18 protein-coding genes and 1 tRNA gene are annotated in these 13,109 nt (G+C 64.6%); 9 read left to right on the top strand and 10 right to left on the bottom strand.

Annotated features, from left to right (window positions below):
- Window positions 1–62: 62 nt before the first annotated feature.
- The 9 genes from atpG to queD all read right to left on the bottom strand — a co-directional run bounded on the left by atpG (window position 63) and on the right by queD (window position 6,257).
- Complete coding sequence (gene atpG, locus C8J98_RS02885; protein ID WP_046966955.1) at window positions 63–971, bottom strand: F0F1 ATP synthase subunit gamma; 909 nt, start codon at window positions 969–971, stop codon at window positions 63–65.
- Between the two features lie 77 nt (window positions 972–1,048).
- Complete coding sequence (gene atpA / locus C8J98_RS02890) at window positions 1,049–2,599, bottom strand: F0F1 ATP synthase subunit alpha (RefSeq protein WP_107910703.1); 1,551 nt, start codon at window positions 2,597–2,599, stop codon at window positions 1,049–1,051.
- 21 nt (window positions 2,600–2,620) lie between these two features.
- On the bottom strand, window positions 2,621–3,154 hold the full coding sequence (locus C8J98_RS02895; protein ID WP_107910705.1) for a F0F1 ATP synthase subunit delta: 534 nt from the start codon (window positions 3,152–3,154) through the stop codon (window positions 2,621–2,623).
- Window positions 3,155–3,156: 2 nt separating this feature from the next.
- On the bottom strand, window positions 3,157–3,627 hold the full coding sequence (locus C8J98_RS02900; protein WP_107910707.1) for a F0F1 ATP synthase subunit B: 471 nt from the start codon (window positions 3,625–3,627) through the stop codon (window positions 3,157–3,159).
- An 81-nt stretch (window positions 3,628–3,708) separates the two neighbouring features.
- Window positions 3,709–3,996, bottom strand: a complete 288-nt coding sequence (gene atpE, locus C8J98_RS02905) for a F0F1 ATP synthase subunit C (RefSeq protein WP_063571178.1) — start codon at window positions 3,994–3,996, stop codon at window positions 3,709–3,711.
- A gap of 82 nt (window positions 3,997–4,078) precedes the next feature.
- Window positions 4,079–4,918, bottom strand: coding sequence for a F0F1 ATP synthase subunit A (gene atpB, locus C8J98_RS02910; RefSeq protein ID WP_107910709.1), 840 nt, complete (start codon window positions 4,916–4,918; stop codon window positions 4,079–4,081).
- A gap of 3 nt (window positions 4,919–4,921) precedes the next feature.
- Window positions 4,922–5,287, bottom strand: a complete 366-nt coding sequence (locus C8J98_RS02915) for an ATP synthase subunit I (RefSeq protein WP_233260079.1) — start codon at window positions 5,285–5,287, stop codon at window positions 4,922–4,924.
- 169 nt (window positions 5,288–5,456) lie between these two features.
- Window positions 5,457–5,783: a phasin family protein gene (locus tag C8J98_RS02920; RefSeq protein WP_107910711.1), complete on the bottom strand. Its 327-nt coding sequence runs from the start codon at window positions 5,781–5,783 to the stop codon at window positions 5,457–5,459.
- Window positions 5,784–5,894: 111 nt separating this feature from the next.
- Entirely contained in the window at window positions 5,895–6,257 is a 363-nt protein-coding gene (gene queD, locus C8J98_RS02925) for a 6-carboxytetrahydropterin synthase QueD (protein ID WP_107910713.1), read from the bottom strand.
- 201 nt (window positions 6,258–6,458) lie between these two features.
- Between queD and C8J98_RS22515 the strand changes: the two genes are divergently transcribed.
- The gene (locus tag C8J98_RS22515; protein WP_107910715.1) at window positions 6,459–7,076 is read left to right on the top strand and encodes a LuxR C-terminal-related transcriptional regulator; all 618 of its coding nucleotides are present in this window, start codon (window positions 6,459–6,461) and stop codon (window positions 7,074–7,076) included.
- A 57-nt stretch (window positions 7,077–7,133) separates the two neighbouring features.
- Here the strand turns inward: C8J98_RS22515 and C8J98_RS02935 are convergent.
- Window positions 7,134–7,210, bottom strand: a tRNA-Met gene (locus C8J98_RS02935).
- Between the two features lie 171 nt (window positions 7,211–7,381).
- Between C8J98_RS02935 and C8J98_RS02940 the strand changes: the two genes are divergently transcribed.
- The 8 genes from C8J98_RS02940 (at window position 7,382) to C8J98_RS02975 (ending at window position 13,109) form a co-directional block, all read left to right on the top strand.
- Window positions 7,382–7,924 carry an RNA pyrophosphohydrolase gene (locus C8J98_RS02940; protein ID WP_107910717.1) on the top strand — a complete coding sequence of 181 codons (543 nt, stop codon included), beginning with the start codon at window positions 7,382–7,384 and terminating at the stop codon, window positions 7,922–7,924.
- A gap of 76 nt (window positions 7,925–8,000) precedes the next feature.
- Window positions 8,001–8,204 (top strand): (2Fe-2S)-binding protein, encoded by a 204-nt coding sequence (locus C8J98_RS02945; RefSeq protein WP_107910719.1) that lies wholly within the window; start codon window positions 8,001–8,003, stop codon window positions 8,202–8,204.
- Between the two features lie 122 nt (window positions 8,205–8,326).
- The gene (gene bfr / locus C8J98_RS02950) at window positions 8,327–8,806 is read left to right on the top strand and encodes a bacterioferritin (RefSeq protein WP_046966945.1); all 480 of its coding nucleotides are present in this window, start codon (window positions 8,327–8,329) and stop codon (window positions 8,804–8,806) included.
- Window positions 8,807–9,624: 818 nt separating this feature from the next.
- Window positions 9,625–10,368 carry a DUF6776 family protein gene (locus C8J98_RS02955; protein WP_107910721.1) on the top strand — a complete coding sequence of 248 codons (744 nt, stop codon included), beginning with the start codon at window positions 9,625–9,627 and terminating at the stop codon, window positions 10,366–10,368.
- The gene (locus C8J98_RS02960) at window positions 10,355–10,789 is read left to right on the top strand and encodes a polymer-forming cytoskeletal protein (RefSeq protein ID WP_107910723.1); all 435 of its coding nucleotides are present in this window, start codon (window positions 10,355–10,357) and stop codon (window positions 10,787–10,789) included. The genes C8J98_RS02955 and C8J98_RS02960 overlap by 14 nt, the downstream gene beginning before the upstream one ends.
- A gap of 31 nt (window positions 10,790–10,820) precedes the next feature.
- Complete coding sequence (gene erpA, locus C8J98_RS02965; RefSeq protein ID WP_078023462.1) at window positions 10,821–11,198, top strand: iron-sulfur cluster insertion protein ErpA; 378 nt, start codon at window positions 10,821–10,823, stop codon at window positions 11,196–11,198.
- Window positions 11,199–11,211: 13 nt separating this feature from the next.
- On the top strand, window positions 11,212–12,201 hold the full coding sequence (nudC, locus tag C8J98_RS02970; protein WP_233260080.1) for an NAD(+) diphosphatase: 990 nt from the start codon (window positions 11,212–11,214) through the stop codon (window positions 12,199–12,201).
- A 41-nt stretch (window positions 12,202–12,242) separates the two neighbouring features.
- Complete coding sequence (locus C8J98_RS02975) at window positions 12,243–13,109, top strand: beta-lactamase induction protein (protein ID WP_107910727.1); 867 nt, start codon at window positions 12,243–12,245, stop codon at window positions 13,107–13,109.

Genomic DNA, 13,109 nt, shown 5'->3' on the forward strand with positions numbered 1-13,109 from the left:
GAATCTTCGTAAGGTTCTGTTTCGGCGCCGCATGCTGCGTCGCCATCGCTTTGGGGTTTCGGTCAGACCGCGGCGGCGCCGCCGACGATTTCCGAGATTTCCTGGGTGATCGCCGCCTGACGTGCCTTGTTGTAGACCAGCGTCAGTTCGCCGATGACCTTGTTCGCGTTGTCCGAGGCGGCCTTCATGGCAACCATGCGTGCCGCGTGCTCGCTGGCGAGGTTCTCCAGCGCAGCCTGGTACACGACGGACTCGATGTACCGCGTCATCAGGTGCTCGAGCACCGTGCGCGCGTCGGGTTCGTAGATGTAATCCCAGTCGTGGGTCTGCTCGACCTTCACGCCTTCGGATGCCTTGCCCTCGGCGTTCTCGAGTTCCTGCGCGACCAGCGACACCGGCAACAACGCCTCGATGGTGGGCTTCTGCACGATGGTGTTCACGAAGTCGTTGTAGACCAGGAACACGCGGTCGAGCTTGTTATCGGAGTACGCGTCGAGGACCACCTTGATCACGCCGATGAGGTCTTCGAGCTTCGGCTTCTCACCCAGGTGCGTCGCCGTGCCGATCAGGTTCACGCCCTTGATGCGGCGGAAGAAACTGACGGCCTTCTGGCCGACGGCAACGACGTCGATCTCGGCGCCCTTGCCCTGCCACTCGCGGATGGAGGTGAGCGTGCGACGGAACAGGTTGGAGTTGAGTCCGCCGGCGAGGCCGCGGTCCGTCGACACCACGATGAAGCCGACGCGCGCGACGTTCTCGCGCTCGGTGAGGAACGGGTGCACGAAGTCCGTGCTGGCCTGGGCGACGTGAGCGATCACCTTGCGCATCAGGCGCGCATAGGGACGCGATGCCTTCATCAGGTCCTGCGCCTTGCGGATCTTCGACGCCGAGACCATTTCGAGCGCACGCGTCACCTTGCGCATGTTCTGCGTGCTCTTGATCTTGGTTTTGATTTCGCGGCCGCTTGCCATGGCTTACTCGTCTGTAAAGGGTGGCGCCAGGTGTTCCACGGGGCGGGCGATGTCGCCCGCCCCGCGTGTCTCGCTTGTTACCAGCTACCGGTCTTCTTGAACTCGTCCGTGGCCGACTTGAAGGTCGCCTCGATGTCCTTGTCCCAGTCACCGGTCTCGTCGATCTTCGTCATCAGGTCGGCGTGGTTCTGGCGGAAGAAGGCGTGCAAGCCCTTCTCGAACGGCAGCACCTTGTTGATCGGCAGGTCGTCGAGGTAGCCCTTCTCAGCGGCGAACACGGACACGCCGAGTTCGGCGATCGACAGCGGCGAGTACTGCGGCTGCTTCATCAGTTCGGTCACGCGCTGGCCACGGTCCAGCTGGGCCCGCGTGGCGGCATCGAGGTCCGAGGCGAACTGCGCGAACGCAGCCAGCTCGCGGTACTGGGCGAGGGCGAGCTTCACGCCACCGCTGAGCTTCTTGATGATCTTGGTCTGCGCAGCACCACCGACGCGCGACACCGAGATACCGGCGTTCACGGGCGGACGGATACCGGCGTTGAACAGGTCGGTCTCGAGGAAGATCTGGCCGTCGGTGATCGAGATGACGTTGGTCGGAACGAACGCCGAAACGTCGCCCGCCTGGGTCTCGATGATCGGCAGCGCGGTGAGCGAACCCGTCTTGCCCTTCACTTTGCCGTCGGTCATCTTCTCGACGTACTCGGCGCTGACGCGCGAAGCGCGCTCGAGCAGACGGGAGTGGAGATAGAAGACGTCGCCCGGATAGGCTTCGCGGCCCGGCGGACGCTTGAGCAGCAGCGAGATCTGGCGGTAAGCGACGGCCTGCTTGGAGAGGTCGTCGTACACGATGAGCGCGTCTTCGCCGATGTCACGGAAGTACTCGCCCATGGCGCAGCCGGAATACGGCGCGACGTACTGCAGGGCGGCGGCTTCGGAGGCCGAAGCGACGACCACGATGGTGTTGGCCAGCGCGCCGTTCTCTTCGAGCTTGCGCACGACGTTGGCGATCGAGCTGCGCTTCTGGCCGATGGCCACGTAGATGCACTTAATGCCCGAGTGCTTCTGGTTGATGATCGCGTCGATCGCGACGGCGGTCTTGCCCGTCTGGCGGTCGCCGATGATCAGCTCGCGCTGGCCACGGCCGATCGGGATCATCGAATCGATGGACTTGTAGCCCGTCTGCATCGGCTGGTCGACCGACTGGCGCCAGATGACGCCCGGCGCGACCTTCTCGACCGGGCTGGTGCCCACGGCGTCGATCGGACCCTTGCCGTCGATCGGGTTGCCCAGCGCGTCGACGACGCGGCCGAGCAGGCCCGGGCCAACCGGCACTTCAAGGATGCGGCCGGTGGTCTTGGCGGCATCGCCTTCGCGCAGGTGCTGGTATTCACCGAGCACCACGGCGCCGACCGAGTCGCGCTCGAGGTTCAGCGCGAGGGCGAACGTGTTGTTCGGCAGTTCGATCATTTCGCCCTGCATCACATCGGCCAGGCCGTGGATGCGCACGATGCCGTCGGACACGCTGATGATCGTGCCTTCGTTGCGTGCCTCGGCGCCGAGCTTGAACTGCTCGATGCGGGTCTTGATCAGCTCGCTGATCTCGGACGGATTCAGTGTGGTGCTGGACATGGGTGCGTTCCTTAATTCGTATCAGTGCGTCAGCGCGCTGGCCAGCCGCTGCAGGCGGCCGCGCGCGGAACCGTCGATGACCTGCTCGCCGGTGTCGATGACGACACCACCGAGCAACGCCGGATCGACGTGCGTATCCAGTTCGATCTCGCGCTTGAAGCGACGTTTCAGCGATGCTCGCAGCAGGTCTGCCTGCGCGGTATCGAGATCGAGCGCGCTCGTGATCTTGACCTTGAGCGTCTGCTCCGACTCACGCTTGTAGTCGTCGTAGAGCGCCGCGATTTCCGGCAAGAGCACCATGCGACCGTTCTCGGCCAGCTCCCCGAGGAAGTTGGCGAAAGGCGCATCGGTGGCGACGCCTTCGGGCAGATGCAAAGCCACCAACTGGGCCGGCAGCACGCGCGGATCGCTGTACAGGCCCGCGACGCGCGGATCCGCCGCGACCACGGCCGCGAAGTTCAGCGCATGGGACCAGTCGGCGAGCGAACCCGACGCATGCGCCACTTCAAAAGCGGCGCGTGCGTAGGGACGGGCGAGGGTGAGCGCCTGGGCCATGATCAGATCTCGGCGGCGAGTTGGTCGAGCAGCGCCCTGTGGGCCGCCGGATCGATTTCACGCTGCACGATCTTCTCCGCGCCACGCACGGCGAGGGCGCCGACCTGTTCGCGAAGCTGTTCACGGGCACGCTGGGCCATCGAGGCGATCTCGTCCTGGGCCTGCGCCTTCAGACGGTTGATCTCACCGGTGGCTTCGGCGCGAGCCTTCTCGAGAAGCTGGTTGGCCTGCTGCTGGGCCTTGTCGATGATCTCGGTCGCCTGGAGGCGAGCCTGCTTGATCTCGACAGCGACCTTGGCGTCGGCATCCTTCAGCTCGGCACGAGCACGCTCGGCCGCGGCGAGCCCTTCGGCCACCTTCTTCTGGCGTTCTTCAATGGCACCGTTGAGCTGGGGCCAGATGAACTTGGTGGTGAACCAGACCAGGATCGCAAAAGAGATCATCTGGCCCAGGAAGGTCATGTTAATTTCCATGATCTCTCCAAAGACTCCGAACGCTGGGGTACTGACGGTCGCCGTGGCGTTGCGGCCACGGCGACAAAGACAAACGCTTGCTTAGCCGCCGGAAGCGGTGCGCAGGACGTTGATCAGCGGGTTCGAGAAAGCGAGCAGCAGGGCGATCGCCAGGCCGATGATGAACGCCGCGTCGATCAGGCCGGCGAGCAGGAACATACGACCCTGGAGCAGCGGAACCAGCTCAGGCTGACGGGCGGCCGACTCGAGGAACTTCGAGCCCATGATGGCGATACCGAGACAGGCGCCGAGTGCGCCGAGGCCGATGATCACGCCGATGGCGATAGCGGTCATGCCCTGGACGTGGGCGAAGAGCGAGGCGAGTTCCATGGTGTTCTCCTGGGATTTCTTAGAGTCGAAAGGGTGGTGTGAAACGAAACAGAATGGACTGGTTTAACGTCGGTGCGGTGAGTTAGTGGTGTTCCCGCGCCGTGGCGATGTAGACGATCGTCAGCATCATGAAGATGAACGCCTGGAGGGCGATGATCAGGATGTGGAAGATCGCCCACGCCGTGTTGAACACGACGCCAGGCACGAAGCCGATCCAGCTCACCATCAGGCCGGCGATCAGCATGAACACCAATTCGCCACCGTACATGTTGCCGAACAGTCGCATGGCGAGCGACACGGGCTTCGACAGTGTTTCGACGACGTTGAGAAGCAGGTTGGGAATAAGCAGGATGGCCTTGGCCCACAGGCTCTCGGCATGGAACGGCGCGGTCAGCATTTCCTTGCCGTAACCGAAGCCGCCCTTGGCCTTGATGCCATGGCCGATCACGATGAGGATCACGGCGAGCGAGAGGCCGACGGTGGTGTTGATGTCGGCCGTGGGCACGGCGCGGAAATGCGTGTGTTCCGCGACCTCGGCACCGGCGAAGGTGTGCACCAGCCAACCGGCGAGATCCACCGGGAGCAGATCCATCGCGTTCATGAAGAACACCCACATGAAGATGGACAGCGCCAGCGGCGTGACCGTGCGGCGGTCGCCGTGGAAGGTGTCCTTCACCTGGGTGTCGACGAATTCAATCGCCAGCTCGACCAGGGCCTGGCCCTTCGACGGCACGCCGGAAGTCGCCTTGCGGGCGTACAGCCAGAACCACAGGCAGAACGCAGCACCGAGCACGAACGACACCACGAGGGAGTCGATGCGCAGGTTCCAGAACGCGCCATGATCGGTGCTGAAATTCACCGTCAGGTGGCCCAGGTGGTGCTGGATGTATTCGGTCAGACCGCCTTGCGGTTCGCTCGCCATGCCTCAACCCTTGAATCTGAATGCAAATACATTGACCGCGAAGGCCGCCACCAGGCCCGCTAGCGCGGGCAAGGGTGGCAGCTTCCACTGAACCAGAATGAGCGCCAGTCCACCGATGAGTACGATCCAGCGAAGGATCATGCCCACGAGAAAGCGGACGAACGTTGCCCCTGCACCTCCCAGCGCACTGAACGCCCGCGCAGCGAGCAGCGCGGTGGCGATAGCGACGATCAGGGCACCCGCGAAGGCAGCCAGACCGGCCGGACGCCCCTGCAGGAGAAATGCCAGTCCGGCAATGACGGCCACCATCAACTGCGCGAAAACGACGCGCATGGCGAGATGACGACCGGCTGCAAGACTGTTGAGCAACGCGAGGCTCCCGTGGTTTCGCTCGAAGGCGGCACCAGATGGTTCAACGGGCCACGGTTTAATCTGGAAAAGTATACCAGTGCCGTAAACAACGGGACAAGCGAAGAAAGGCCATAACCACCCGCCGGCGCGACATCCGTCGCGTCGTTGGCGAGGGAGCCGCGGTAGGTCAGGCCCGGGCGGGCTGACCTGCCAGTGCGCCGAGGGATGTAGCCGTTTCCACGGCCACATCGAATATGTCGCCCGCGGCGGATGCCGCGCGCTCCACGCTTTCACGTTGCAGATCGCCACCACGGGCCATCAGCGTGCGCAATGCGTTCGCATCCGTCGCCGTCATGGCGTCCGCCATCAGACCGCTTGCCGCGCGGGCGTGGCCCTCCATGGCCTGGAGGTGCAAATCGGCAACCCGCTCCATGCCGCGCCAGGCCAACGCCTGCGCAGCAGTGGCCTGCTCGACGAAACGGGCGAAATCGGCATAACCGCTTGCGTGGGACATCGGGGCAACCGTTGGGGAACGGGGAGGTGCCGGAGTGTAGACCCGTCTGCTGCAACGCGGCAACCGCGAATTCCTGCGCAGGCAGCTTTTGCCTTTTGTATCAATCCGCGATTACGCCATGTCGGCGGAAAACTCTGCTCCCGACGTGCAGGTTTCATGTACCACGACCCTGGCCAGGCCGGGCACATCGACGCGAAGGCGCTCGAAGATCCACCGGGCCAGGTTCTCGCTGGTCGGGTTGTCCAGGCCTTCGATGTCGTTGAGGTAATGGTGATCGAGACGATCGTAGAGGGGCTGGAAACGCGCCTTGAGGTCGCCGAAGTCCATCACCCAGCCGAATACGGGGTCGGTCGGCCCTTCCACGTGCAGCTCCACGCGGAACGAATGCCCGTGCAGCCGCGCGCACTTGTGCCCCTCGGGCACATTCGGCAGACGGTGGGCCGCCTCGATGTTGAATGTCTTGAAGATGCGCATGGGAACCGGATCGAAGGAGTGACCGCTTATTGTAACGGACAGTTACGTAAACGATTTCCGTCAAAAGCCTCTTCACGACGGGGTTCGCACTTTTACTGATGACGCCCGTGATCTCCGGCGCTTTCATGGGATAACCGTTACGTTGGTAACTACAAGCGCGGAGCCGGGGGGCTCTGCAAGCCACATCAACCGGGAGGCTTCATGGGCCTTGGACGTGGTTCGCCCGACAGTGCGCCCGTAGGCGCACTGTGTGAGGAAGTGTTCGCCGCCCTGCCCTGGCCCTGCGCGGTCTGGCGGCGAGACAGCGGGCGGGTGGTCATGGTCAACGGGGCGTTCCTCGGCGAATTCGGCATAGGCCGCGGACGAGCCGGACCGGCGTGGATCGACAGCCATCTGGAGCCGAGCGGCGACGCCGGCGAGGTGATCTTCCGCGACAGGGACGCACCGGCCCGGCGATTCCGGATGACGCGCCAGGCGATCGACGTACAGTCCACCGGCTTCGAAGCCGTCTTCCTCATGCCCTTGTCCCATGACGAGCCGGCTGGGGACGAGCCGGCGGCAAGCTCGCTGACCTCACTTCGACCCGATGTCGGGCTTACACGCCGCGAGTCCCAGGTTCTGGACGGGATCATGAACGGCAAGCTCAACAAGGTCATCGCCAGCGAGCTCAACATCAGTCCGAAGACCGTCGAGCTACATCGGGCCAACCTGATGACCAAGCTGCGCGTGCATAACGTCATCGAGCTGGCCCGCGCAGTTCTGGACAATCCGCCGCGCGTGGAGGAAACACCCGAGCCTGACACCCTTCGGTCGGCGTGACCCGAATGAGGCGCAAGAAAAAGGCCGCACCCATGGGGCGCGGCCTTCTTTTTCTTCTGGTGGCTAGAGGCGGGCTCGAACCGCCGACCTCAGCATTATGAGTGCCGCGCTCTGACCAGCTGAGCTACCTAGCCGTGGAACCTGGTCGTCCGCGAGACGGGCTCGCGAAGGCCGGGCAGTTTAATCGGGGTGGGCTTTCCGTTCAAGTAGCGCCTTGTACAGGCTTCTCGCGGTGTGGTTGAATCGGGCGCATAGCGTGTATCCGGCCACCGCCGGCTGGCGCGCGACAAGTTCGCGGAGGGCGGATGATCGACGCTGATGGCTATCGACCGAATGTGGGGATCGTCCTCCTCAACGGGGACGGCCGCCTGTTCTGGGCGCGCCGGGTCAATCGTGACGGCTGGCAGTTTCCCCAGGGAGGCATGCGCAGCGACGAAACACCACTGGAGGCGATGTACCGTGAGCTGGAGGAAGAGACCGGCTTGCACGCGCATCACGTGGAAGTGCTTGCGGAGACGCGCGGCTGGTTGAAATACCGGCTGCCCAGCCGCTTTGTCCGCCATCACCAGCGGCCCACCTGCATCGGCCAGAAGCAGGTCTGGTTCCTGCTGCGCCTGACCGGCAGCGAGGACGCCCTGAAGCTCGACGCCTGCGACAAGCCCGAGTTCGACCTCTGGCGCTGGGTGGACTTCTGGTACCCGGCCAACCATGTCGTGAACTTCAAGCGGCAGGTCTACGAACGGGCCCTGCGTCAGTTCGCGCCCACGGTGGAAGTCACCTGCTCGGTCACGGTGGGCACCTGCCCGCAGGAAGCCGAGGCCCTGCGCCTGGCCCGGGGCGGCGAATAGTTCCGTCTTAACATCTCGCCCGTCTTCACATCTGCGTAGTTGACAATCGTTCGCATTCGTATTCGAATGCGCACCCATGTACATCTGCATGTGCAATGCCGTCACCGATCACGCCATCCGCCGCGCCGCGGCCGAGGGTGTGGAGTCGTTCGCCCAGCTCCAGGCCCGTACGGGCTGTTCGGATTGCTGCGGCGCCTGTGAACCGGAAGCCCGCCAGTGCCTGCGCGACGCGGTCGAGCAGACCCGCTCGGTGCTGACGTTCCTGCCCAGCCCGGCCTGAGCCCCGCCCCGCCTGAGCGCTTGCGTGCCGCATTCGCGGACGCGAACCGTCTTCATTCTCGTTTCGTCATGGCCTTTTGCGGCGACGTATAGTCGTGCCTTGAACAGTCAGGGAGACCCCTCATGAAGGGCGACGCAAAAGTCATCGAATTCCTCAACAAGGTGCTCTACAACGAGCTCGCTGCGATCAACCAGTACTTCCTGCATTACAGGATGTTCAAGGACTGGGGCTACAACGAACTCGCCAAGCACGAGTACGAAGAGTCGATCGAGGAGATGAAGCATGCGGACAAGCTCATCGAGCGGATCCTCTTCCTCGACGGCCTGCCGAACCTCCAGCACCTGGGCAAGCTGCGCATCGGCGAGAACGTGGTCGAAGCCCTCCAGGGAGACCTCGACCTCGAGATGATCGCAACCAAGGATCTGCGCGAGGCGATCGCCTATAGCGAAGGCATCCATGATTTTGTCAGCCGCGACCTGTTCAAGTTCATCCTTGGCCAGGAAGAAGAGCACATCGACTGGCTCGAGACGCAGTTCAGCCTGATTTCGGATATCGGTCCGGAGCGTTACATGCTGAGTAAGGTCGGAAAGCTGTCGGACTGAATCGTGTCTGCCTCCAATCCGGAAAAGCCGCCGCGAGGCGGCTTTCTTTTTGGTTCATCGCGGAATTCCGGGGACGTCGCTGCGTTCGGTGACGTAGCAGCGCAGAGCCTTCGGTGCCCACCCTCGCTGCTCAGACAGTCCTCCGCGCTCGGTTCGGAAGACCGCTTCGCGGCCCATGTCTTATGTGGCCTGCGGCCGCTCACTTGTGCGGAACTCGCCTCGAGGGTGGGCACCGAAGGCTCTCCCGAGCCCTGAGGTTCGCGTGGGTCGAGCCAAAGCGCGCAGCAGCATCGTCGGCCGGCATGTCAGCACGGGCGCGAGGAAGGTGTTGGGCAACCGGGTGCTAGCAACCGCTTCCGCATCGCCCCGGTGTTCCGGAAGCGGCCGGGGCCGACGACGGGACCACGCAACGGCTCTCCTTCCACTCAACCGTATCGTCGTGAGAGACCTTGGTGTCCACCCTCGAGGCGAGTTCCGCACAAGTGAGCGGCCGCAGGCCAGATAGGTACATGGGCCGCGTGAGCGGCCTTCCGCACCGAGCGCGGAGGACTGTCTGAGCAGCGAGGGTGGGCACCAAGGTCTCCCCCGCGAGACGCCCAAGTGTAGAGAGCGATGGCACAGCCGAGGCCGCGACGTCGAAGGCGAGCCATGCGCGAGGTGCGAGGTGCCAAGGAATGCCCGGTCTGGAAGCGGACGCACGGCGGTAATTCACGAAGAACCTTTTTTGTGAGGCGGTCGCGAGATTCCTTCGCCGCTGAAGCGGCTCCCACAGGATTTCGATACCATCCGGTCTTCACGCCTTCTCCACGGAATCGTCCATGACTTCCCGGCATCCGCCACGGTTCGTCGTGCGCACCCTCGCCGATGCGACTCGCGAGGCCCGCAAGCGCTGGTTGCTGCTTGGTGCCTGGTCGGCCAGCCTGATCATCGTCGGGCTGATCGTCTGGATGCTGGTCGGGCACGGCCCCGCCGCCGTCGCGAACCGCGGTGACGCTCGCGCCCTTGGCGCGGAAAACGAGGAGTTGCGCCAGCAGGTTGCCAACCTCCAGCGAGCCGGCCAGGTTGCCGGGATTGCCGCAAAAGAACTGACGCGAAACCTGGCCGAGCGCGACGAAGAGATCAGCGGCCTGCGCACCGACCTCGCGTTCTACTCGCGCCTGGTCGGTGGCAACGGCCAACGCGACGGCCTGAAGGTCCAGGGCGCGCGCACCGAGCCGGTGAAGGGCTCGCCCAATGCCTGGAACGTTGTAATCACGCTCACCCAGAACGCAAGGCGGGGCGAGGTGCTCAAGGGCAGCCTTACCCTGGCCGTTGAAGGCATCCAGGGCAGCAAGGTCGCGACGCTGGAGGGACCGGCCCTCGGCCAGGCCGCACCTTCGCCGGGGCTACCTTTCTCATTCAAGTACTTCCAGCAGATCCAGGGGAGCTTCACCCTACCCGCCGGGTTCAAGCCGACGCGCCTGCGCATTGTCGCCAGCGCCGACGGCGACGAGCCCGTCACCAGTACGATCCCCTGGGCAGACGCCACCCGAAACGACGAGGTCAACGATGTTCAGCAGTAACCGGAAGAACCAGGCCCCCTCCGTCGGCGCTGCCGCCACCAGCCTGATTGCCCGCGGCCTCACCATCCGCGGCGATGTGCAGTTCAGCGGCACGCTGCATCTGGACGGCGTGGTGGAGGGCTCGGTGCATGCCGATACCAGTGGCGACGGCGTACTCACGATCAGTGAGACCGGCCGCGTCATCGGTCGCATCGAGGTGCCTCACGCGGTGATCAACGGTGGCGTCACCGGCAATATCGACGTATCCGAACGCCTGGAACTCGCCCCACTGGCCCGGATCGACGGCGACGTTCAGTATCAGGTCCTGGAAATGGCGGCGGGCGCCCAGGTCAACGGCAAGATGATCCACCGCGCCCCGGCCACGGTCCGGCAGCTGGCCCAGGCGGCCATCGAAGCGGCCCCGGTTCCCGCCGAGGCTTGACCTGCCGCCGAACGGCGCCATTATGGGTGGCATGAACAACCCCTTCCCCATGGCGCCGTCCCCGGACTACCGGTCCGCTGGTGCGCCACTGATCTTCACCGAGGCCGCTGCCCGCAAGGTGCACCAGCTGATCGAGGAAGAAGGCAATCCCGGCCTCAAGCTGCGCGTTTACATTAGCGGCGGCGGGTGCTCGGGCTTCCAGTACGGCTTCACCTTCGACGAGGACCAGGCTGAGGACGACCTCGCCGTTTCGCGTGAAGGCGTTACGCTCGTCGTCGATCCGCTTTCGCTGCAATACCTTACGGGTGCCGAGATCGACTACGCGGAGTCGTTCAGCGGCTCCCAGTTCGTCATCCGCAATCCGAATGCAAAGACGACCTGCGGCTGCGGCTCGTCGTTCAGCGCATGAGTGGTTGCGCGGCGTGACGGTCGAGCAGGAGCGCGACAGGGCCGTGGCGGTGCGCGCCCGCGAGAACGTCTTCGCGGGCATCGACATCGACCGCATGGCCGAACGTCGTGACGACCGCCTCTGGCTCGAAGAGCTCGAGCGCGACCCGAGCAGTCGCTTCCTCGTCCTCGACAGTGACGGCCAGGCCTTCGCATGTAGCGACGACGACGCACCGCAATGGATGTCCCCGAATATGCGCGGCGAGCGCTTCGGCGATATCCCCGCCACCTTCCTCGGGCTCGCCGGTCATGTCGCGTGGTTCACGCTCGTCGTCGACGAAGCGCAGGCGGAAATCTTCACGACGTTGACCAGCGCGCGCCGTGTTTCGCTGCGCGAAGCAGGCCTGGTCTTCGCCGCCTTCGATGCGGGACTATTCGCCTTCGCCAAGGGCATCACCCACTGGCAGCGGCAGACCCGGTTCTGCAGCCAGTGCGGCGCGCCCACGCTCGTCGTCGCCGCGGGCCATCGCGTGCAGTGTACGAATCCGGATGGCGCGCACCTGCACTTTCCGCGCACCGATGCCGCGATCATCGTGATCGTCGAAGACGGCGACCGTTGCCTGCTCGGGCGGCAGCGGGGATGGCCCGCCGGTCGCTATTCCACCCTGGCGGGTTTCCTCGAGCCGGGCGAGTCGCTGGAAGACGCCGTAAGGCGTGAAGTGCGCGAAGAATCCGGCGTCGAAGTGCTCCACGCGACCTACCATTCGTCGCAGCCCTGGCCGCTTCCCGCATCGCTGATGGTCGGTTTTACCGCCACGGCCAGAACGCGCGAGATCCACCTGCGCGACGACGAACTCGAAGACGCGCGCTGGTTCTCCGTCGACGATATCGTGACCGGCGTGGCCACAGGGACGCTTGGCGTGCCGCCGCCGCTGTCGGTGTCCTACCGCCTGATCGAGCATTGGCTTGGCCTGCGCGGTGTCAGTCTCGACGAACTCATCGCGAGTGCGCCGCCCCGCGGCTGATCCCCTACAATCGGGCCATCGACCAGCGGATCACGCTTGCCATGGCTCTACGTCTCCTCGCCGTACTTATCGCCCTCGTTATCGTCTGGAGCGTGCCGCAGCTCGCGCGCTGGCGTGACGATCGCTGGTTCCGCAGTTGGGTGAATCGCCTGGGCGATACCTCCGGGCCCGGGCGCGTCGCCGTCATCCTGCTGGTGCCGGTGATCGCCGCGGCGATCATCGCCAGCATTCTTGCCTCACTGCCCTTCTTCGACCTCGCATGGCTGGTCTTCTCGATCGCCGTGCTGGTCTATGCCCTCGGCCCGCGTGAAATCGAAACCGATATCGATGCCATTCTTCGCGCGCCCGACACCTTGCGTCGTGATGAGGCCATGGCAGCCCTGCGTCATGACGAGAATGCGCTGACCTGGTTCGCGCCGGCGCTGGTCGGAGCGGCGTTCTACGGCGCCCTGCGCCGCCGCTTCGGCGTGCTGCTGTGGTTCCTGCTGCTCGGCCCCGCTGGCGGCCTCGGCTATCGGCTCGCACAAATCCTCGGCCGGGATGCATCGCTTGCACTGGACAGCGCCACGCGCACGGCCGCGCAGCGCGTCGCCGATGCGCTGGACTGGATTCCCGCCCACCTGATGGTGTTCGCCATGGCCCTGGTCTCGGACTTCGATGCTGTCATCGGCGCCTGGAAGCAGTGGCATCACACCTCGGGCAGCCCGCGTTCGCGCCTGGACCCGGATTTCCTCGGCGCCGTGGCCCGTGCCGGCGTGGATGCCGATGTCGAGGCCGGCGACGGCTACGTCCAGGACGTCAGCGATCCGGTGGCGGAACTCGAAGATGCGCGACGCGTAATCCGCCGCGTGCTTGTTGTGTGGCTTGCCGTTGTCGCGGTGATCGTGCTCGCCGCGTGGGTCGCCTGA

The sequence above is a fragment of the Luteibacter sp. OK325 genome (assembly GCF_003050935.1).
GTDB lineage: Bacteria > Pseudomonadota > Gammaproteobacteria > Xanthomonadales > Rhodanobacteraceae > Luteibacter.